Genomic DNA, 18807 nt, shown 5'->3' with positions numbered 1-18807 from the left:
AGCGTGGCCCCCGGCGGGCAAGGCCTGAAGACAGTTTGCCGCTGCGGCATCGGGACGCGCCCTGTAAACTCTGGCAGGTACCCGGCACGCCGCGCCGGAGACGTCATGGAACCCAGCCCGCAAGGACGCCCGCGTGATCCCCGTCGCCCCTCTTCCCCTGATCGTCCCGCTTATCTACCTGTCGTCGTTCGTCGCCGGCATCTGGCTGCTGGTCTGGCTATCGCTCCTGGCCTTCAGCCCGCGCGCGCGCCAGCGCTTGCGCCGTCGCTGGCCGAGCCGCGGCCTGCTGATGCTGCTCCTGCTGATCCCGTTGGGACTGCGCGCCTGGCTGGAGATCGGTCTCTGGCAGTACGAGCGCGAACGCGCGCGCGAGGAAGCCGCGCACAGCGCCGTGCTCGAGCGCCCCTCGCGCCTCGGAGGCATCGAGATGCCTGCCGGCACCCGGCTGAAGCTGGAACTCAAGCACCAGCCAGAAAGCTTCCGCGAAGCCGAATTCCCCACCCCGGTGACGATCCGCGGCGTCGCCACCCGCCACCTGCAACGCTGGCTGCAGAGCGAGCAGGACGACCCGCAGGACCCATGGAAAACCACCGGCGTCCATCCCACTTCGCTGCGCCTGCGTGGCGAGGGCGTCGCCGAGATCGAAGGCTGGCGTTGCGACGCCAGCCAGGAAATCGCCTTCGCCAGCGAGCGCGACGGGCGTCCCGCCGCCTTCGAAGGCTGTAGCCTGGCGACCGGCAACCGCGCCGACGAGATCGACTTCCCCGCCGGTGCGCGATTGTTCGCCAGCGACGGCATGGCCTACACCGACGGCTACCGCGACGCCGAGCGCTGGCGGGTAATGCCGGAAACCGGGCAACAGGTGTCGGTGCGCGGCATCGCGCTGAGCGGCGGCGCCCTGGCCTTCGACCGCGACCGCCGCCTGTACGGCCTCGGCGGCACGGTCCTCGCCGAGGCCTTGCAACTGGGCGCCTGGCACTACCCGGCGGGTACCGAGGTCAGCCTTTCGCCCCGCGCCGCCTGGCGCGCGCAACATCCGCACGCCTGGCTGTTCAGTCCTACCCGCGAAGCCGCTTCGCATGCCTCCGGCGAGCGCCTGGAACACGGCACCTCGCTGTTGCAGACGCTGGACGGCCAGGAACTCGAGCGCCTCGACAACCGCGCGGCAGGAGTCATCGACTTCATCGAACTGGAGATCGGCGACGACCGCTGAACCCGCGCCTCGCGGTTATCTGAGGCTCAGCCGGCAGCGCGGCGGGAAGGGCAATCAGGAAATGGACGAGGCGCATGGACCCTCCGTGGCCATCACTGCGGTATGGCTAGGCATTTTCCCGATCCCGCGGGAAAAGCGATGCCGCTTCGCTTGCCGCACAGCGAAACAGGGCTAGTCTTATCAAGGTGACTTTCTCCTATGGTGGTCACCAAAGCCCCGGGGGCCGCTCATCCCCCCGGGGCTTTCCCTCTCACCTGCTGCCTCTCCCCTCCTTGATACAGCAGCCCATCGCAGTTCAACGAGGAAACCCGATGAAACTCAGCATTGTCGCCCTGGGCCTGTTGTCCATGGCAGGGGTGCTCATCTGCACCTATCTGATCCTGAAATCGCTCAGTGCCATCTGATATCGCTCATCTACGAAGCTGTGGATGCCCATGGGCAGATCGAGCAGTCCGCGCGTAGGATGGGCAGGCACGCTTCCTGCCCATTTTCCGCCAGGAAAAGAAAGGAATTCCTTTCCGAGATTTCCACAGAGGTCATGGATGAAAAAAAGCCCCCTGCTGATACTGAGCGTACTCCTCGCCGCCTGCGGCCCCGACAAGCTGATTTCCGACCTGCCGTCGCCGAACGGGCAATACCACGTCGAGGTTCGGAAATGCCCGGAGAAAGGTTCGATCACCTGGGGCGAAGAAATACAGGTCTCCCTCCTCGAAACCGGGAAATCGGAAAAGTGCCATTCAGTCGTGCAGTCGCTGGCGCAATTCGACCTGCGCGCATCCGCGGACGAATTGCAACTGGAGTGGCTGTCCGATACGGAACTCAGGGCCTGGCACCCTAGCTTCGAGCCCGGAAACCAAGCGGACGGCTCGCGCCTGAAGCACGATGCGCCGGTGAAGATGGTCTTTGCGCCGAAGCGCTGAGCCGCTCGAAAAGCTGTCCTGGCATACCGACCATACGCCATGACAGTCGGAGGCAAGCCAAATAAAAGGTTTACGCGTCATTTCAGGACCCAGGTGCTTCCATTGCTCCATAGCTCGGCATACTGCCCATTGATCAAGGTCAGGCTGCTTCCTGTGTTGGTGTAGCTACCGTAGGTACTGCCCGTGATTCCTCCAGCCAGTGCCGTGACGTTGATGCTGCCGCTCGAACCATTCCTGATCCTGAAGACACAGCCCGAGGCAAGAGCGGCCTCCGGCAGTACGAATCCTCCGCTCCCCGTCAACTCGACCATTTGTCCGACATAATCCGTTCCTGCGATTGCTGAGGACGAGGACAAGGACACCATCGGCAGCTCGCTCCACCCTACGCCTCCTTGTACTTTCGTACGTAACGGCAAAACAGCAGGATAGCCATGTCGGTTGACGTAGACATTCCTCACCTTGGCGATTGTAGGAGCCGCCACTATTCCCATGGTCCACACGGGTCGAATGAGCTGTTGGTTATCGTCGAAGACGGTCAGCCCATCCACTTCGAAATTGCCCTTTGGTTCAATCACTTCCATGGAGTCAGAAGAGTCCTGCCAGACTCCGCATCGATTTATGTTTCCCGTGGCCACGCCGAAGTTCACATTTCTTATCGTGACATCCCTGATGAGTACCGGCGCGTTTCTGGCACTCCAGTTGCGGAAACGCATAGCGCTGCCAAAAGGCTCGTCGACAACGATGCCAACCAGTTGGATCAGACCCGACATAGTGTTTTTCGGAGAGACGCCCCCTCCATATATGAAACCCACTCCGCCATTCTTCGCCCCGTATTGAGTAGCCGAACCGTCTCGTCGGGACTGGAATCCGGAGACCCTGACGGAGACAGGGGAGTCCGTATTCGGGATGGTGAACTGGAGTCCGTTCCCAGCATTGCCCTCGCTCGAACAACCGATCAGGTTGATATCTTCGATGAAGTAACCGCTTCCTTCATTGGGCTCTATGTCGAAGGCCGCCCAGGGTCCATTGGCTGATGCACCAAGTCCATTGGTATTCGTGTTAGTCGCTCGGCAATTCAGCAGCGTCGCGCGCCTGGCATTGATGACCGAAAAGCCATTGCGTCCATTGAAGTTGCAAAGGACTCGGTCGATGCGTACATCTTCGCTTGGTCGCCCCGCATCGCCGGTAACGGCCAATCCATCACCGGAGAACGCGTTGATTGTCAGGTCCTGGACCAGGACTTTTTTCGAGCCATAGATGAAAAGTCCATATCGACCTTCGCCGCTGCGTGCCTCGTTCTTCTGTCCATTGATCTGCATTCCATTGCCGAAGATGAACACATTGCTCTGTCCGGCCATGCTGATGAACGGCTGGACATCCATCGTCACCGTACCGGGCTCCTGGAGAATGACAGTCCGGCTGGTTCCGGCGATGATCTGGTCCGAACCGATAACTAATGGACCGGAGCGAACGGTCGCCGGGGGAAACATGGCCGTGTAACCGATGTGGGCCGCAGAGCCTTCGTTCGAACGGGTTTGTTGCAGAAGCTTTTGCGCTGGCGCGGTGGCGAGTTCCCCTGGCAGCCAGCCGAACCATTCGAGGCGAATGCCATGGCCTTCGATTTTGCGGACAAAGCAGCCAAAGGCGGACGGCTCAGTTTCCCCCGAGCCATCCAGATAGCCAGCCAACCCCGTCTGGGCAGTGTACGCAGGAACAGTGGGGCTGATGATAGTCCCGCCGTTGTGGCGATTCCGCGCAACCGCCCCATCCCAGTAGAACCTGCCACCACCAGTGGTAATACCGGGTCTGTGGCCTTGAACGATGTACTCATGGGTGTAGCTTTGCGGAACATCTGGAAGATCGGCCAGGCTGGCTAAAACCATTGCCGATCTGCCTATAAGTGATGCGCCCTTTACGAGGTCGGTTTCGTCAATCAACGCATTCCATCGCTCATCGCTAGGGTCTCCTACTGTGGCCCCCACCATGGAACCGGTCGTGTCGTAGCTCATGCTTCCTCCTGAAAAATCCGTTTCGCACTTCACCAGGAAAAGGGCAGCCGCAATCGCCATGCTCCCTTGTCAGCAGCCCATGATATGACCGGGATCGTGACAAAGCCCCACCGCCCCAAGTCCTCTGAGCCCCATCGCACCGTGACATCAACTTCCGTCCCAAGCTCGGCATCATTCCTGCGAAAACGAAGCTACGCTACACGGTCTACTGGCGGGGCCGGCTGAACGTCCACCCATTGAAATGGACAACACACTCATTGCCCCCAGGAAAATGATGAAACGGCCCTCATGGCTTGTCGCTCTGCGGGTTGAGAGGAAGTACATCGGGCTAGACGCTGGCAAGGACATAACAAAGCGGCGCCATCCACAGCACCAGGTTGATCGCCCATTGCAGCGCTCTTTCGCGAGCGCTCCCCAGCTTTCGCTGCTGGAGCACGAATGCCAACGCAGTGGAATGCAGCAACAGGGCGCAGGCAGGAAAGACCAGCAGGTAGGCGAACAGCCCAGGCGCATTCATATTGGGATAGCCATGGCTGTCGAGCGATCGCCAGTACGCCACCAGGAAAGCGCTCGCGACCGCGAGGCTGAGCCCCAGGCTGATGCGGCTATACCACTTCATCGATACCCTCCCGACGCGCCTTCCGGACCTACGCCGATCGTCCCGGAAAACGGCCCGATCCGCCTCGCTTCACCCTGCTTCAGTCAGAGCGGCTCAGGGCTTCCGGGGCTCGTTGCCGAGCAGACGATCGAGTTCGCCCATGACGCGATCGCTCTTGGCCTCTTCGAGCTTGCGCCGGGCCTCGGCGAGATTGGCCTGGGCGCGCTCCATCTCGACCATGCCGACGGCGGTGATCACCGCCTGCAATGGCACGCCCCTGCCGGTGGAGCGCATGCCGTTGCGTTCGCGTTGCTGCGGCGCGCAGATGAACTGGAGGACAGCCTCATGGCTTTCGTTGGGCAGCGGGGTCCAGCCCTTGGCGAAGGTGAACTGGAGGTCCGTGGGTTGCCCGTTGTTGGAGAAGGTCTTGGCGTTGACCACCTTCACCTCTCGCGTATCGCAGCGGTACTGATGCGCGCTGAGCAGATGGAAAGAGTCGAACAGCATGGCGATCTGCACCTGCCAGGCGTTTTCGATACCCGGCACCGGTGCCAGCGAATCGGCATCGGCCAGGAACACGTCAAGCTCGGCAGGGTCGTCGCCCTTGTGTACCACCCACCAGTCTTCGGCCCAGGCATGGCCGGATGCGGCCAGCAGCGCGGCGCACAGCCAAGTCACGGCACTGCGGGAAACCTTGCGATAGACGTTCATGTCACCTTCCTTGTGGGGAAATGCTTCCGTGGATAGGGGCGACACCCGGCGCCCCTGAGCGAACACCCGCTATTTCAATGACAGCGGCACGCCCCAGACCGGGTCTTCCATGCCCTGCTTGCGCAGCGGTGTGATCTGCAGGGGCTGCAGCCTGGACAGCAGTTGCCGGTGCTTGTCGCTCAGAGCCCGCTGGGCGATCAGGGACTGGCTGAAGTCCATCGGCGCCGGCCAGGTGTAGACGGTCAGGTTTTCCAATGGGCATTCGATCTTCTTCGGATCGATCGCCCGGCACTTCGACTGCTGGTACTTGTAGCCGGGGGTCTTGAGGTGCATGCGCGGGGCCAGCAGCAATTGCCCGCCCTGCACGCTGAAGCTGGCCAGCGCCTTGTCGACCGGCAAGCGTGCCTGGATCTTGATCGAAGGTACGTCGCGGGAGTCGGTCTGCTGGTAATAGCCGGCCTGGGAGCCCTGGGTCGTTTGCGTGTATTGCTGCTCGCCCCAGCTCACGCAGGCGCCCGAGGCCACATGCACGGCGGTGCAGACCTTCTCGGTCTTGATCTCGCTGCCATAGGTGGCATCTTTCCAGACTTCTTCCCGGTAGTACTCGCGATACAGCTCGGGGGACAGGTACGCGGTGCCGTTGGCGCCATGGCCCGAACCGGGCGGACCGCCGCGGGCGCCAACCTGGTCGAGCAAGCCATGGATCTGGTAGTCGTCGCCGCCGGTCAGCAGGTACTTGCCGGGCGGCAGGATATGCACCTCGAAGGCCTTGAACAGATAGGTCTCGTCGGGCTTCCGCTGCAGCGCGTTGGTCTGGAACTTGCGGCCGAAGGTCACCTTCGGGTCCTTCTCGTACTCCCAGATCGCCGTTGGCGTCCACTGGGTCATGGTCAGCGCATCGCTCAGGGACTTGTGCGGCATCACGTCGGCCACCAGTACCACGGCCATGTTCCCTTTCAGCGCCTGGTCCACCAGGTCCAGCATCTGCGCGTTGCGCGGATCGTCCATGCTGCCATAGGCGCCCGAATCGAGTTCAGACACGCAACCGGAAAGGCAAAGCAGCAAGGCGGCGGAAAGGGCAAAACGCGGGCGGGGCAGTCTCATGCATCGATCCTTGATAGAGGCTGGTGCGGGTCGTCGGACGGCCCATCTTACTGGCCCCAGCCTGGATCGCAATATTTCAAATGGACTAGGTCGGCAGGGGCACACCGGCAGGGCCAGGAGCTGCCACGGCTCTCGTTGGTTCTACGCCTACGCAAACCTCCAGGCATTGGGAGCGGCGTTGTCTGGCAGGCCAGGCTCGGGAAACGTGCAGAAGAGTGGTAATCCCGCGCGCATTGAGGCCACACCAGTCTCTTCGGAAAGTTTCCAGATGTACCAGGCGTCAGCACTATATTACGGAGGTTTTGTCAGTGACTGAAAAACGGTCGCAGCCTACCCTTACCGCTGCAGTTTTTAATGGGCCGAGCAAGCTAGACCTCCTGCCCGTCCGGTAGATGCGATTCAGCAATCGCTCCGCTTGATTTCTAGTCAGTGGGCAGCTAAATCCATGCTCTGACCCGATAATACCCGGTAGCGAATCGAGTCGTGGCACTATTGTCGATTCCTCCGAAATATCCCGTGCCCCATACTGCCGCTCCAGTTCCAAGCCGAATATTCAAGCTACCCACTTCAACCTGAGCCCCACTGCCTTTATGCCCTCCATCATTGAAATAACTGGGCATGACAATGTTCCATGTTGATGGACTCGATGACCTTGCAAACTCAACGACCACCCGACGCGGCGACCTCTGGAGTCCATGACTCAGGGTATACAAATTATTTGAAGAAACAGAAAACCAGTCTGACTCAAAATCCGGGACTCCTCCCAGATACACTTCAAACTGATAAGCTCCCGAAGTCGTAGAAGACGTCTCCCTGAATAGATTACCCAGTATTCTCCGACCTCCCAAAACGACTTGACTAGTATAACCGGAGGCGGCTGGCGCACTATACACAGGAACACGCTCCGTCCAGCCGGAGGAGCCTGCTACGGCTTTCGCCAGCAGGATTGTTCTGTAATAACAAAAATGAGTCGTTCTGTTCGTGTACAAGAGAACTACATGTGGTGTACCTCCCTCAGAATAAACATAGGAGAGAGAAGGGGCTACGAGAATATCGGTAGAGTCACCATTTTGTGCAGTCACATTACCCTGATCAGTCCATGTGCCGCCGTCGTCCAGACTTATAAACTGACGTAACGCTCCTCCGGCACCAGATCCTACTCTGGCTACAGCCAGAATTACGCCATCTCCCACAGGAAGGTAAGAAGTCTCATTGTATGGTGTGTTCCCGCTGTAGATCGTGCTTCCTTCGCCCCACGCTTCTCCGCCATCAGAAGACTCTAGCCATTTCAGTTCATAATTGACTCCCGTCGCCGCGTAAAGAGGAATCACATAGCGCGCCCCTACTTGAAAACTTTTTCCATGAGCAAAATTATAATCCGTCCCACCTCTAGCCAATGTGAATTTATGTACCCATGTCACACCTGAATCATCAGATACATAGACCTTCACCTCTCCTGTTTCATAAACCGTCGAGGCCGCGACGATCCTTCCGCTAGGCATCGTCCCACCAGCTACATCTCGAAAATCCTGTCCTCCCGCTTGGGCAACTATTGTAGGCGCACTCCAAATACCACCTTCCAGTTTACTGAAAACAACACGCCCATCACTACCACCTACATGCTCTGTTGCCCGCCTATATATTAGGTACAAACTTCCATCTGACAATATATCCATTTGGCCAAAATGATCATAATATGATTCATACAGAGCCTTTCCCACTAACCGATGCGGAATATCAAAATAAGTATTCATCCCTCACTCCTTCGGTCAAATTAGGCCAACACACTCGCCACCACTCAACAGCTCTACCCTACAAACCTTGACTACCCGGCCAACTATAAAATTCTTCAAAAATAAATATTGAAAAAAATTTCTGATGAAAAACTCTTGAATGAATACAGGTGCCGGACCGACGGCAGACTTATAATCATCTCGGCATCCCACCAGCCTCGGCTCTTGCACGCATTCACACTAGCACGCTCATCCCGCCCCTCCTCCACCTCCATACCTGATAAAATCCCTCGCCCTGCTCCGCTCTCCCTGCCGAAGTCCCGATGCGCCCAGAACCGACTACCACCCCCGCCACCCTCTCACGCCGCTTTTCCGTTGCGCCGATGATGGACTGGACCGATCGCCACTGCCGCTTCTTCCTGCGCCAGTTGTCCCGTCACACCTTGCTCTACACCGAGATGGTCACGACCGGCGCGTTGCTGCACGGCGATCGCCAGCGCTTCCTCCGCTACGACGAATGCGAGCACCCGCTGGCGCTGCAGTTGGGCGGCAGCGTGCCGGCGGAATTGGCGGCCTGCGCGCGGCTGGCGGAAGAGGCCGGCTACGACGAGGTCAACCTCAACGTCGGTTGCCCCAGCGACCGGGTCCAGCACAACATGATCGGCGCCTGCCTGATGGGGCATCCGGCGCTGGTGGCGGACTGCGTGAAGGCGATGCTGGATGCGGTGGAGATAGCGGTGACGGTGAAGCACCGCATCGGTATCAACGGGCGCGACAGCTATGCCGAACTCTGCGATTTCGTCGGCCAGGTGCGCGAGGCCGGCTGCCGGAGCTTCACCGTGCATGCGCGGATCGCCATCCTCGAAGGGCTCTCGCCCAAGGAAAACCGCGAGGTGCCGCCGCTGCGCTACGAGGTCGCGGCGCAATTGAAGAAGGACTTCCCGGACCTGGAGATCGTCCTCAACGGCGGCATCAAGACCCTCGAGGCCTGCCGCGAGCACCTGCAGACCTTCGACGGCGTGATGCTCGGTCGCGAGGCCTACCACAACCCCTACCTGCTGGCCGCGGTGGACAGCCAGTTGTTCGGCAGCGAAGCGCCGCCGCTCAGTCGCAGCGAGGCCTTGCTCCGTCTGCGTCCGTACATCGAGCGACACCAGGCCGAAGGCGGCGCGATGCATCACGTGACCCGCCATATCCTCGGCCTGGCCCAGGGCTTCCCCGGCTCCCGGCGATTCCGCCAGTTGCTCTCGGTGGACGTGCACAAGGCCGCCGATCCGCTGCGGGTTTTCGACCAGGCGCTGGAACTTCTGGCGGGGCGATAGCTCCCATTGAGCCGCGCCTGCGGCTCGGGTAAGGTCGGGGGATTCTTCTTCCCAAGAACCCACCTGACAAGACCTCGCCATGACTTCGAAGCTGGAACAACTCAAGCAATACACCACGGTGGTCGCCGACACCGGCGACTTCGATGCCATTGCCCGCCTGAAGCCGGTGGACGCCACCACCAACCCGTCGCTGCTGCTCAAGGCTGCTGCCCTGCCGCGCTACGCCGAGCACCTTCGACAGGCTACCGCGGATAGCGGCGGTGACGCCGGACTGGCTTGCGACCGCTTCGCCGTGGCAGTCGGCAAGGACATCCTCGGAGTCATTCCCGGACGTATTTCCACCGAAGTCGACGCGCGCCTGTCGTTCGACAGCGAGGCCACCCTCGCCCGCGCCCACCGCCTGATCGAGCTGTACGACGAACAGGGCATCGACCGCGAGCGGGTGCTGATCAAGATCGCCTCCACCTGGGAAGGAATCCGCGCCGCCGAGATTCTGGAACGCGAAGGCATCCAGACCAACCTGACCCTGCTGTTCTCCTTCGCCCAGGCGGTGGCCTGCGCCGACGCCGGGGTGTTCCTCATCTCGCCGTTCGTCGGGCGCATCTACGACTGGTACAAGAAGAGCGAGAACCGCGACTACGCCGGCGCCGAGGATCCCGGCGTGCAGTCGGTCTCGCGCATCTATCGCTACTACAAGGCCAACGGCTACAAGACGGTGGTGATGGGCGCCAGCTTCCGCAATCTCGGCCAGATCGAGCAACTGGCCGGCTGCGACCGCCTGACCATCAGTCCCGACCTGCTGCAACAACTGGCTGACGCCCAGGGCGAGCTGCCGCGCCTGCTGCTGCCGGGTGAAGGCGAGCCGCGCCAGGTGCTCGACGAGAGCGCTTTCCGTTGGCAGATGAACGAGGACGCCATGGCCACCGAAAAGCTGGCCGAAGGCATCCGCCTGTTCGCACGCGACCAGGAAAAGCTCGAATACCAGTTGGCGACCCGCCACTGATCGCCGCTGCCGGCGGGACGCGCATGCAGGGCGTCCCGTTCCGGCACAGCGGAATTCAGCAGGAGTTCGGGAAGGGATCGACCGGTTAATGGCGCTCCAGGGCGCTGACCAGGTCGTGGAAGGCTTCGCGGTTGGATTCGTTGAGGCCCATCAGGATGCGGTGCGCCTCCAGGACCTTGTCGCGCACCACATCTTCCGACTGGTCCTGCGGCGGCAGGTCGGACAGGCACTCCGGACACGGAATCGGACGATCGACGATATTGAATACCTGATCGAAACCCATCGACTGCAACAGACGGGTAATGTCCGGATTGGTGGTCACCAGCGTGGGCAACAGGCCGATTTTCTGCCGCGACAGGATGGACAGCTTGGCCAGCAGGCCGAGCGTGGTGCTATCGATGCTCTGGGTTTCCGTAAGATCGATGATGATCGCCGAGAAATTCAGCGCAGCGAAGATCTTTTCGATGGTGGAATCCAGGGCCGAGCACAGGGTGAGGCGGACCTCACCGACGAATTTCAGAACGAAGGAGCCGTTCTGTTCGGCAAACTGGATTTTACCGGTACTCATGCAAGGTTCCTGCTCAACACCAGCAAGGCGATATCATCCGGCATCTCCGCCAGGTTGGCCAGCCCGAAGACCTGGCGCAGCCCGTCGAGGGTGCCTCCGGCGGCTGCCACCTGCTCCGGTAGCGAAGCCTCTTTCTCCTTCAGCGTAGCTCCTGGCAGCACATCGAGGATGCCATCGGAAAACAGCGACAGGCTGAAGGAAGGGGGCAACTCCATGACCCGGTCGTCATAGCTCGCATCGTCGAACAGGCCCACCGGCAGGCCACGGCCTTCCAGGTAGCTCGCCTGCCCGTCGACGAACAGTACCGGGAGCGGCAGGTGGCCGCCGATGCTGTAGGTCAGGCAGTTCTTCTCCAGGTCGATGACCCCGCCGAGCATGGTCACGTGCTTGCCCAGCTTGGTATTGATCAGGCCGCGGTTGATGTGCGCCAGCACCTCGGACGGCTTGAACTCCGGGAGCGTGCCGTTGCGCCGTGACTCGTAGAGCAGACGCGTGGTCATGAACTTCAGCAGCACCGTGACGAAGGCCGAGGAAGCGCCATGGCCGGAAACGTCGGCCAGGTAGAACGCCACGCGTCGCTCGTCGACCCGGAAGTAGTCGACGAAGTCGCCAGAGAGATACAGCGACGGAATGATCCGGTGGGAAAACTCCAGCCCCTCGATGCTCCACGGCGTCACCGGAAGCATGTTCATCTGCACCTGGCGTCCGGCGTTCTGGTCTTCCTGGAGCAGGTTCAGGCTGGCCTGCAATTCGCGGTTGGCGGCTTCCAGCTTGTCGCGGTAGCGCTGGTTCTCGACCCGCAGGTAGGCGCGATCCAGGGCCCGGCGCACCGAATGCTCGAGCACCGCGAGGTCTTCCAGGGGCTTGATCAGGTAGTCGGCGGCGCCCAGGCGCAAGGCTTCCACCGCATCGCTCATCACGCCGGCTCCGGAAAGCACGATGATCGGCGTTTCCGAAGCGGTCTGGCGGATGCGGCGGATCAGTTCGAGGCCGTCGATCTGCGGCATGCGCAAATCGCAAATGACCAGGTCCGGCTGTTCGCTTTCGAAGATCTGCAGGCCCTGCAGACCGTTGAGGGCCTGCAACACCTTGAAGTTGCTGTCTTCCAAGTAGGCAGCGAGGCTTTCGCGCACCACCTCGTCGTCATCGATGATCAGCAGCGTGGCACTGACTTTATGCATGGGTCATCCAGGCAAACGGCGCCGGAAACAGTGGGTCCTAGGCGCTTATTGTAAGTGACAACAGCGCGGCTACGGGGTTCGACAAGGCGCAGACGGTACTCCCATCCGTTGAGCAGTTCAAGCCGTTGACCTTTGCCGGAAAATCCGCCTTTGTCCGTCCGATCCCGTCCGCACGGTATAAACTTTGACGATAATCGCCAGGATTGCCAGTCGCCCCCCCATCGCCCCGACCATGAGGATCAGCCCATGCAGCCCATCGAGCACAACTACAGCGAGAAGCGCGACTTCATCCGCATGAAGCTCGACACCCCGGTCACCATCCGCTGCGAAGGCCGCGAGTCGGTGGCCCTGTGCCGGGACCTGTCCGCCAGCGGGCTGCTGCTGGAAGCGCAAAGCGAGCTGGCTCCGGGCGACCACCTGCGGGTGAGCATCCCGTCCACCCACGAGACCCTCACCGGCCTGGAACTGGAAGCCCGCGTGGTGCGCTGCGAACGGCTCGGCCCGGGGCGGCATAGCCTGGGGCTGAGCATCGTCGCGATCCACTGAAACGACGAAAGGCGACCCAAGGGCCGCCTTTCCAGGTGTCGCACGAAGCGGGTCGACTTAGAAGTCGTCCTCCACCTCGCCGTCCTTGACCTTGAATTCGCGGTTCTGCAGGTAGGCGTTGCGGATGAAGATGTACTTGTCGCCGCTGATCAGTTTTTCCGACTTCAGCAGGTTGGCACGGGTGTCGACGGTGTTGATGCCGAACATCACGTTGCGCGCGCGTACGTCGTCCATGTAGTGGTAGGGACCGACATAGATGTCCGGGATCTTCGCCGGGGCATCGCGCAGCGTGCTCGGGCCGAGGAACGGCAGCATCACGTACGGGCCGCTGCCGACGCCCCAGTAGCCCAGGGTCTGGCCGAAGTCCTCGTCGTTGCGCTGCAGGCCCATCGGGGTCGCCACGTCGATCAAGCCGGCCAGACCGAAGGTGCTGTTGAACAGCAGGCGGCTGGTGTCCACGCCGGCATTGTGGAACTTGGCCTGCAACAGGTTGTTGGCCAGGTTCTTCACGTCGCCGAGGTTGTTGAAGAAGTTGTGCACGCCGTCCTGAACGAAGTTCGGGGTGACCTTCTGGTAACCCTGGGCCAGCGGTTTCAGCGCATAGGTGTCCAGGGTGTCGTTGAAGGTGAAGATGGGACGGTTGATGCTTTCCCAAGGGTCTTCTTCACTGGCCGCCAGGGACAGCGTGGGTGCCAATGCGAGGCTGGCGCAAGCCAGGATTCGGGCACTACGTTCGATCCAGTTCACGCCGCGGGCGCGCATTGCTGTATCTCCTTTGCATGACTAGTCTTGGCCGCCAGCGCGGCTTCAGCGTGCGCGCAGTATATAGGCTCGCATTGATTTTGAGACTAGAAGAGTTACGAGATGGCTGACAGACAATTGCTACACACGGCCCATATCCCGGTGCGCTGGGGCGACATGGACAGCTACGGGCACGTCAACAACACCCTTTATTTCCAGTACCTGGAAGAAGCCCGGGTGGCCTGGTTCGAAACCCTTGGCATCGACCTGGAAGGCGCTGCCGAGGGGCCGGTGGTGCTGCAAAGCCTGCACACCTACCTGAAGCCGGTGGTGCATCCGGCCACCGTGGTGGTGGAACTGTACGCCGGCAAGCTGGGCACCAGCAGCCTGGTACTGGAACATCGCCTGAGCACCCTGGAAGATCCGCAAGGCACCTATGGCGAAGGCCACTGCAAGCTGGTCTGGGTGCGCCACGCGGAAAACCGTTCGACGCCCGTGCCGGACAGCATACGCGCCGCGATCGCCTGACTCAGGCGCCCGGATAGGCCGCGTCGAGCACGATCTCCAGGGCGTCCGGGCGCCAGAACTCCTGGTCGAACTCGACCACCCTCTGCCCCTCCGCGTAACTCAGTCGCTCCAGGTACAGCGCCGGCGAACCCGGCGCCAGTTGCAGCGGCTCGGCCTGGGCCGCGTTCAGCGCGGTCGGGTGCATCGCCAGTTGGCAGCGCGTCGGCTGCAGGCCGAAACGCTCGCGCAGCAGGCTCATCAGCGAAGTATCGAGGTCGTGGTCCAGCAGGCCTGGGCACCACCCGGCATCCAGGGCGATCAGTTCGATCAGCACCGGACGCTCGTCCACCCAGCGGCGCCGTTGCAGGAAATACACCGGCGCGCTGTCCTCCAGCCCCATCCGCTTGGCCAGCCAGGCGCCGGCTGCTCGCCGCTCGGCGTGCAGCGTCTCGGTACGCGGCTGGCGTCCCTGGGCGCTGACGTATTCCATGAAGCCGGTGGTACGGGTCGGGTTGTAGCGAATCCGCGGCGGCGCGACGAACCAGCCGCGGCGGTTCTCGCGATAGACCAGGCCTTCGGTTTCCAGTTGCTGCAGGGCTTCGCGAAGGGTGATGCGGGTACACAGGAAGCGCTCGGCCAACTCCCGCTCGGAGGGAAGTTTCACCTGCAGCACGCCCTGGGCGATATCCGCGGCGAGCTGGTCGCGGATGCGCAGGTACTGACGAGATTGATCGACCGGCATGACGGCCTCGCTGATTCAGACCGGCCGATTATAACGGCAGCCCGTCGGCCTATCGCCACTGCCACGAAAACGTCACGGCAGCGTCACAAAACCCCTCTAGGCTGGCCTAGACCATTTGCCAGACGCCTTTCGCATGCCCAGCTCCGACCAACTCCCGCGCTTCACCGCCCTGCTCTTCGGACTCTCCGGCGGCCTGGTGGATTTCGGCGCCCGGACCCTGTCCCTGGCGCTGCTGCGCAGCCATCCGCATAGCCCTGCCGAACACCTCCGCGACGCCAGTCTGCTGCCCTTCGCCGAGGCACAAAGCTTCCTGTTGCGGCGCAAGCCGAACAAGAGCGAGCGCCAGCGCCTGGAGCAAGCCCTCGACGAAGCCGCCGGGGAACAGGCCGAAGCCATCGCCGGTGCCGTGGCCCTGTTGAAGAGCCTGGACGAACAACGGATTCCCTACGCCTGGCAGGACGAGCTACCGGAATCGGTCTGCCAGCGCCTTGCCGCGCCGCTCGGCCGAGCGGACGCCCTGATCCCCCTCGCCGGCGCGCGCCCCTGGCCGGCCCCCGATGGCTGCTGGCAGGCCCTCGCCCGGCTGGGCATCGAGCGCCTCGACGGCTGCGTGCTGGTCAGCGCCCAACCGCGTCAACTCCAGGCCGGACTCAATGCCGGGCTATGGACCATCGGCCTGGCCGCCAGCGGGCCGTCGTGCGGCCTCTCGCCAGCCGACTGGGACGCTCTCGGACATACCGAGCGCGACCGCTTGCGTGCCGACGCCACCCTGGAACTGTACCGCCTGGGCGTGCATTCCGTGATCGATCACCTGGGCGAGCTGCAACCCTGCCTGCACGACCTCGCCGTCCGCCGCCTGAAAGGAGAAAAACCATGAGCCGCGCCCGTCACCGCTTTCTCGACGAACTGGCCGAACGCTTCGCCAGCCATGGCGCCGAGCCCTATGGCGAGGCAGTCAGCCAGGCCGAGCACGCGCTGCAGTGTGCGACCCTGGCCGAGCGCGCCGGCTGCTCGGACAGCCTTGTAGTCGCCGCCCTGCTGCACGATATCGGCCACCTCTATGAAGACCCGGCGCAGATCGACGAGGAGGACCTGCGCCACGAGGAATTCGGCGCACGCCTGCTACGCGAGCTGTTCCCCGAGTCGGTCTGGCAGCCGGTGCGCCTGCACGTATCGGCCAAGCGCTTCCTCTGCGCGGTGGACCCGAGCTACCACGCCAGCCTGTCGCCGGCCTCCCGGCACAGCCTGGTGCTGCAAGGCGGGCCGTTCGACGAGCGTGCCGCCGCGGCCTATATCAAGGCGCCCTATGCCCAGGACGGCCTGACCCTGCGCCGCCTCGACGACCTGGCCAAGGACCCGGCCATGCGCACCCCCGAACTGACGCACTTCTTCCCGCTGCTGGAACGCCTGCTGCGGATTGATCCGGATCGCGCACATCTGCGCCCGACAGGTTAATCTGTTCGGCATGGACGGACCTTTCGGCGCCCGCCGGAGGTCCACCGAAGACTTGTACGTCGAGGGAAATACCATGCCGAAAGAGAGTCTGCTGCGCGAACTGTCCGCCCTGCGCGAGCAACTGGAGCAACAACCGCCGCTGAACGAAGAGCAGCGCGCCGAACTGGAACTCCTGATCAGGGACATCGAACTGAAACTGGCCAACGAGGACGCCCTCAACGAAGGCAGCCTGGTCGATGGGGTCAACCTCGCCGTCGAGCGCTTCGAGGTCAGCCACCCGACCCTCGCCGGCACGCTCCGCTCCATCGTGCAGAGCCTGGCCAACATGGGTATCTGAACGACTTGCCGAAATGAAAAGCCCCGGCATGGCCGGGGCTTTTTCGTATCCGCGTGTTGCGAGGCGTTACTGGCGCACCAGGCGTCGGTTGTCCGGTGCGACCTCCGCCAGGCTGCGGTAGGGATTGATATCCAGGCCGCCACGGCGTACGTAGCGCGCGTAGACGCTGAGCGCCTGCGGCTGCAACAGGCGCTGCAGGTCGAGGAAGATGCGTTCGACGCACTGTTCGTGGAAGTCCTGGTGCTGGCGGAAGGAAACCAGGTAGGCCAGCAGGCTGGCCGGGTCCAGCGCCGGGCCCCGGTAGTCGACCACCAGGGTGCCCCAGTCGGGCTGGCCGGTGACCGGGCAGTTGGACTTGAGCAGGTGGCTGTAGAGCTGCTCCTCGACGATCCGCCCGGCGTCGCAGCGCAGCAGTTCCGGGCGCGGCTGCTCGTAGCCGTCGACGGCGATGTCCAGCTCGTCGATGCAGCGCCCCGGCAGACGCCCGATGCCCTCCTCGGCAACCTCGTCGAGGCTGCGCAGGCGCACGCCCACGGGCGCCCCGGCAGCGGCCGAGAGGTCTTTCTGCAATACCGCGCGAAGCGCCTCGCGACTATCGAAGGCGGACTGGTTGAGGGAATTGAGGTAAAGCTTGAACGACTTCGACTCGATGATGTTCGGCGAGTCCGCCGGGATCGAGAACTCGCCGATCGCCACCACCGGCTTGCCGGCCGGGGTCAGCCAGGACAGCTCGTAGCAGTTCCAGATATCCACGCCGCGATAAGGCAGGGTCTCGGCGCTCAGGCCAAGCTCGGCCCATTTCGCCGTGCGTGAAATGGGAAACAGCAGCGACGGCGTGTAGCTGGAGACGTATTCGCTGGTCTTGCCCAGCGGCGAATGTTCGGCGGGATGCTGCATGAGGGAAACCTGCTGGATGAATCGCGCAGGGCCCTTCCCCGCGCGCCGCGCCGCACTGGCGGGCGGCGGCAAGTGTATACGGATCGGCCGGCATCTTCACGCCGGCCGTCCGCCGGCTCAGGGCTGCACGGTCAGTTGACCGACCATCCCGGCCTGGTAGTGGCCGGGGATGTTGCAGGCGAACTCCAGCCGGGTGGCTTTGGCGAAGGTCCAGGTCAGCTCGGCGCTTTTGCCCGGCTCGACCAGCACGCTGTTGGGGTCGTCGTGCTTCATCATCCGGCCATGGTCCATGCCGGCCATGCCGTGGCCCATCTGACTATGGTCCATCGACGCCATGCCGGTCGGGGTGAGCATCCCGGACTGCTGCATCTCCAGCATCTCCTTCTGGTGCTCGGCATGCATCGCCGCGTCTCCCAGGTTGAACTCGTGCAACAGCTTGCCTTCGTTCTTCAGCACGAAGCGGACCGTCTCGCCGGCCTTGACCTCGATCGCCCGCGGCTTGAAGTACATGTCGCCGAGCACCACCTCGATGCTGCGGCTGGCCTGCGCGGCCTGGGCCAGCTTGCCGAAGGCCTGGCCGTGGGCCGGCGAAGCCTGGGCGCTGGCACCGAAAAGCACGCCGAGGACGATCAGGGAAGCGGGAAGCAGGCGGCGCGGAAACATACGGGGAATCTCCATCGGGTTGATGTCGCCTATCCTGTGTCGCTGCGCCTGCCGGCTGGCTGTCGGGAGCATTACATCTTTGTCAGCTTGCCGCCGTTGCGGACCGCGAAGGCTAAGATCGCCCAGCGCCACCGACGGGCATAAAAAACCCGCCGACCGGAAACCAGGGAACCGGTGGCGGGTGAAGACGGGATCGGAGCCCTCCGTCATCCCGTGTGGAGCCGGGGGTGGAAGAACTGGCGATCAGCAGTTTTCCTTGTCCTTCTTCGTCGCTTCGGCCTGCTTCGCGAGTTTTTCCTGGTGCGCGGCACGAGCCTTGGCGGCCTGGGCCTGCATGCGCTCGAAGACGATGTCGCCGCCGCTGTCGGCCATGGCCGGAACGGTCGGGGCGAGGACCAGCAGGAAAGCGAGGGTGGAGGCAGTGAAGGTACGCATGGGAAGTCTCCTCGAATGAGTTCCCCTGTAGTCTGCGCGGGGGCCACTGTCGCCCCCGTTACCCACTGATTACGATGCTGTCAGAAACAGGTCGGCATGGCCGGCAAATGTAACGAGGGATG

At 62.4% G+C, this 18807-nt stretch carries 21 protein-coding genes; 9 read left to right on the top strand and 12 right to left on the bottom strand.

What is annotated here, in order from left to right:
- Positions 1-133: 133 nt before the first annotated feature.
- Entirely contained in the window at positions 134-1213 is a 1080-nt protein-coding gene (locus tag HMPREF2914_RS26265; RefSeq protein WP_015502729.1) for a hypothetical protein, read from the top strand.
- A gap of 434 nt (positions 1214-1647) precedes the next feature.
- On the top strand, positions 1648-2133 hold the full coding sequence (locus HMPREF2914_RS26260) for a hypothetical protein (protein WP_003138785.1): 486 nt from the start codon (positions 1648-1650) through the stop codon (positions 2131-2133).
- Positions 2134-2210: 77 nt separating this feature from the next.
- Here HMPREF2914_RS26260 and HMPREF2914_RS26255 read toward each other — a convergent pair whose 3' ends face one another.
- From HMPREF2914_RS26255 to HMPREF2914_RS26235, 5 genes are all read right to left on the bottom strand, one after another.
- On the bottom strand, positions 2211-4142 hold the full coding sequence (locus tag HMPREF2914_RS26255; protein ID WP_019486205.1) for a right-handed parallel beta-helix repeat-containing protein: 1932 nt from the start codon (positions 4140-4142) through the stop codon (positions 2211-2213).
- Between the two features lie 328 nt (positions 4143-4470).
- Entirely contained in the window at positions 4471-4761 is a 291-nt protein-coding gene (locus HMPREF2914_RS26250) for a hypothetical protein (protein ID WP_019486206.1), read from the bottom strand.
- A gap of 93 nt (positions 4762-4854) precedes the next feature.
- Positions 4855-5451: a hypothetical protein gene (locus HMPREF2914_RS26245; protein WP_019486207.1), complete on the bottom strand. Its 597-nt coding sequence runs from the start codon at positions 5449-5451 to the stop codon at positions 4855-4857.
- Positions 5452-5520: 69 nt separating this feature from the next.
- Positions 5521-6555 carry a hypothetical protein gene (locus HMPREF2914_RS26240; RefSeq protein ID WP_003130910.1) on the bottom strand — a complete coding sequence of 345 codons (1035 nt, stop codon included), beginning with the start codon at positions 6553-6555 and terminating at the stop codon, positions 5521-5523.
- Positions 6556-6992: 437 nt separating this feature from the next.
- Positions 6993-8309, bottom strand: a complete 1317-nt coding sequence (locus HMPREF2914_RS26235) for a sialidase family protein (RefSeq protein ID WP_023091624.1) — start codon at positions 8307-8309, stop codon at positions 6993-6995.
- Between the two features lie 302 nt (positions 8310-8611).
- Here HMPREF2914_RS26235 and dusA point away from each other — a divergent pair, with 302 nt between their 5' ends.
- Positions 8612-9610 carry a tRNA dihydrouridine(20/20a) synthase DusA gene (dusA, locus tag HMPREF2914_RS26230; protein ID WP_003138780.1) on the top strand — a complete coding sequence of 333 codons (999 nt, stop codon included), beginning with the start codon at positions 8612-8614 and terminating at the stop codon, positions 9608-9610.
- 79 nt (positions 9611-9689) lie between these two features.
- Positions 9690-10613: a transaldolase gene (tal, locus tag HMPREF2914_RS26225; protein ID WP_023091623.1), complete on the top strand. Its 924-nt coding sequence runs from the start codon at positions 9690-9692 to the stop codon at positions 10611-10613.
- An 85-nt stretch (positions 10614-10698) separates the two neighbouring features.
- Here the strand turns inward: tal and rssC are convergent, their stop codons facing one another.
- Positions 10699-11181, bottom strand: coding sequence for an anti-sigma factor antagonist RssC (rssC, locus tag HMPREF2914_RS26220; protein WP_003104052.1), 483 nt, complete (start codon positions 11179-11181; stop codon positions 10699-10701).
- Positions 11178-12362 carry a two-component system response regulator RssB gene (gene rssB, locus HMPREF2914_RS26215; protein WP_003138778.1) on the bottom strand — a complete coding sequence of 395 codons (1185 nt, stop codon included), beginning with the start codon at positions 12360-12362 and terminating at the stop codon, positions 11178-11180. The genes rssC and rssB overlap by 4 nt, the downstream gene beginning before the upstream one ends.
- Positions 12363-12608: 246 nt before the next feature.
- Here rssB and pilZ point away from each other — a divergent pair, with 246 nt between their 5' ends.
- Entirely contained in the window at positions 12609-12908 is a 300-nt protein-coding gene (pilZ, locus tag HMPREF2914_RS26210) for a cyclic di-GMP-binding protein PilZ (protein WP_003104055.1), read from the top strand.
- A 57-nt stretch (positions 12909-12965) separates the two neighbouring features.
- Here pilZ and HMPREF2914_RS26205 read toward each other — a convergent pair whose 3' ends face one another.
- Complete coding sequence (locus HMPREF2914_RS26205; RefSeq protein WP_003090872.1) at positions 12966-13670, bottom strand: MlaA family lipoprotein; 705 nt, start codon at positions 13668-13670, stop codon at positions 12966-12968.
- 102 nt (positions 13671-13772) lie between these two features.
- Between HMPREF2914_RS26205 and HMPREF2914_RS26200 the strand changes: the two genes are divergently transcribed.
- Entirely contained in the window at positions 13773-14177 is a 405-nt protein-coding gene (locus HMPREF2914_RS26200) for an acyl-CoA thioesterase (protein ID WP_003108942.1), read from the top strand.
- A 1-nt stretch (position 14178) separates the two neighbouring features.
- Here the strand turns inward: HMPREF2914_RS26200 and HMPREF2914_RS26195 are convergent, their stop codons facing one another.
- Positions 14179-14898 (bottom strand): UTRA domain-containing protein, encoded by a 720-nt coding sequence (locus tag HMPREF2914_RS26195; protein ID WP_003104061.1) that lies wholly within the window; start codon positions 14896-14898, stop codon positions 14179-14181.
- Positions 14899-15031: 133 nt separating this feature from the next.
- Here HMPREF2914_RS26195 and HMPREF2914_RS26190 point away from each other — a divergent pair, with 133 nt between their 5' ends.
- The 3 genes from HMPREF2914_RS26190 to HMPREF2914_RS26180 all read left to right on the top strand — a co-directional run bounded on the left by HMPREF2914_RS26190 (position 15032) and on the right by HMPREF2914_RS26180 (position 16690).
- Positions 15032-15775 carry an HAD superfamily inactivated hydrolase PcrP gene (locus HMPREF2914_RS26190; protein WP_023091622.1) on the top strand — a complete coding sequence of 248 codons (744 nt, stop codon included), beginning with the start codon at positions 15032-15034 and terminating at the stop codon, positions 15773-15775.
- Positions 15772-16353 (top strand): phosphonate degradation HD-domain oxygenase, encoded by a 582-nt coding sequence (locus tag HMPREF2914_RS26185; RefSeq protein ID WP_003090877.1) that lies wholly within the window; start codon positions 15772-15774, stop codon positions 16351-16353. Before HMPREF2914_RS26190 ends, HMPREF2914_RS26185 begins: the two co-directional genes overlap by 4 nt.
- A 73-nt stretch (positions 16354-16426) precedes the next feature.
- Positions 16427-16690: a DUF4404 family protein gene (locus tag HMPREF2914_RS26180; protein ID WP_003090878.1), complete on the top strand. Its 264-nt coding sequence runs from the start codon at positions 16427-16429 to the stop codon at positions 16688-16690.
- A 66-nt stretch (positions 16691-16756) separates the two neighbouring features.
- Here the strand turns inward: HMPREF2914_RS26180 and queF are convergent, their stop codons facing one another.
- The 3 genes from queF to ptrA all read right to left on the bottom strand — a co-directional run bounded on the left by queF (position 16757) and on the right by ptrA (position 18685).
- A complete protein-coding gene (queF, locus tag HMPREF2914_RS26175; RefSeq protein ID WP_003098780.1) occupies positions 16757-17587 on the bottom strand; it encodes an NADPH-dependent 7-cyano-7-deazaguanine reductase QueF in 831 nt (276 codons plus the stop codon).
- A gap of 117 nt (positions 17588-17704) precedes the next feature.
- Positions 17705-18322 carry a copper-resistant cuproprotein CopI gene (locus HMPREF2914_RS26170; RefSeq protein WP_024946927.1) on the bottom strand — a complete coding sequence of 206 codons (618 nt, stop codon included), beginning with the start codon at positions 18320-18322 and terminating at the stop codon, positions 17705-17707.
- Between the two features lie 171 nt (positions 18323-18493).
- Entirely contained in the window at positions 18494-18685 is a 192-nt protein-coding gene (gene ptrA / locus HMPREF2914_RS26165; RefSeq protein ID WP_003090881.1) for a T3SS anti-activator PtrA, read from the bottom strand.
- Positions 18686-18807 lie beyond the last annotated feature (122 nt).

The organism is Pseudomonas sp. HMSC067G02 (assembly GCF_001813485.1).
Lineage (GTDB): Bacteria > Pseudomonadota > Gammaproteobacteria > Pseudomonadales > Pseudomonadaceae > Pseudomonas > Pseudomonas aeruginosa.
This window is presented reverse-complemented; position numbering and strand designations above follow the sequence as displayed.

What these genes read in the sequence shown, in the direction of transcription:
- HMPREF2914_RS26260 (WP_003138785.1), top strand. Translation starts at nt 1,648, where the DNA reads ATGGGCAGATCGAGCAGTCCGCGCGTAGGATGGGCAGGCACGCTTCCT.
- HMPREF2914_RS26255 (WP_019486205.1), bottom strand. Translation starts at nt 4,142, where the DNA reads ATGAGCTACGACACGACCGGTTCCATGGTGGGGGCCACAGTAGGAGAC.
- HMPREF2914_RS26250 (WP_019486206.1), bottom strand. Translation starts at nt 4,761, where the DNA reads ATGAAGTGGTATAGCCGCATCAGCCTGGGGCTCAGCCTCGCGGTCGCG.
- HMPREF2914_RS26245 (WP_019486207.1), bottom strand. Translation starts at nt 5,451, where the DNA reads ATGAACGTCTATCGCAAGGTTTCCCGCAGTGCCGTGACTTGGCTGTGC.
- HMPREF2914_RS26240 (WP_003130910.1), bottom strand. Translation starts at nt 6,555, where the DNA reads ATGAGACTGCCCCGCCCGCGTTTTGCCCTTTCCGCCGCCTTGCTGCTT.
- HMPREF2914_RS26235 (WP_023091624.1), bottom strand. Translation starts at nt 8,309, where the DNA reads ATGAATACTTATTTTGATATTCCGCATCGGTTAGTGGGAAAGGCTCTG.
- dusA (WP_003138780.1), top strand. Translation starts at nt 8,612, where the DNA reads ATGCGCCCAGAACCGACTACCACCCCCGCCACCCTCTCACGCCGCTTT.
- tal (WP_023091623.1), top strand. Translation starts at nt 9,690, where the DNA reads ATGACTTCGAAGCTGGAACAACTCAAGCAATACACCACGGTGGTCGCC.
- rssC (WP_003104052.1), bottom strand. Translation starts at nt 11,181, where the DNA reads ATGAGTACCGGTAAAATCCAGTTTGCCGAACAGAACGGCTCCTTCGTT.
- rssB (WP_003138778.1), bottom strand. Translation starts at nt 12,362, where the DNA reads ATGCATAAAGTCAGTGCCACGCTGCTGATCATCGATGACGACGAGGTG.
- pilZ (WP_003104055.1), top strand. Translation starts at nt 12,609, where the DNA reads ATGCAGCCCATCGAGCACAACTACAGCGAGAAGCGCGACTTCATCCGC.
- HMPREF2914_RS26205 (WP_003090872.1), bottom strand. Translation starts at nt 13,670, where the DNA reads ATGCGCGCCCGCGGCGTGAACTGGATCGAACGTAGTGCCCGAATCCTG.
- HMPREF2914_RS26200 (WP_003108942.1), top strand. Translation starts at nt 13,773, where the DNA reads ATGGCTGACAGACAATTGCTACACACGGCCCATATCCCGGTGCGCTGG.
- HMPREF2914_RS26195 (WP_003104061.1), bottom strand. Translation starts at nt 14,898, where the DNA reads ATGCCGGTCGATCAATCTCGTCAGTACCTGCGCATCCGCGACCAGCTC.
- HMPREF2914_RS26190 (WP_023091622.1), top strand. Translation starts at nt 15,032, where the DNA reads ATGCCCAGCTCCGACCAACTCCCGCGCTTCACCGCCCTGCTCTTCGGA.
- HMPREF2914_RS26185 (WP_003090877.1), top strand. Translation starts at nt 15,772, where the DNA reads ATGAGCCGCGCCCGTCACCGCTTTCTCGACGAACTGGCCGAACGCTTC.
- HMPREF2914_RS26180 (WP_003090878.1), top strand. Translation starts at nt 16,427, where the DNA reads ATGCCGAAAGAGAGTCTGCTGCGCGAACTGTCCGCCCTGCGCGAGCAA.
- queF (WP_003098780.1), bottom strand. Translation starts at nt 17,587, where the DNA reads ATGCAGCATCCCGCCGAACATTCGCCGCTGGGCAAGACCAGCGAATAC.
- HMPREF2914_RS26170 (WP_024946927.1), bottom strand. Translation starts at nt 18,322, where the DNA reads ATGCTCCCGACAGCCAGCCGGCAGGCGCAGCGACACAGGATAGGCGAC.
- ptrA (WP_003090881.1), bottom strand. Translation starts at nt 18,685, where the DNA reads ATGCGTACCTTCACTGCCTCCACCCTCGCTTTCCTGCTGGTCCTCGCC.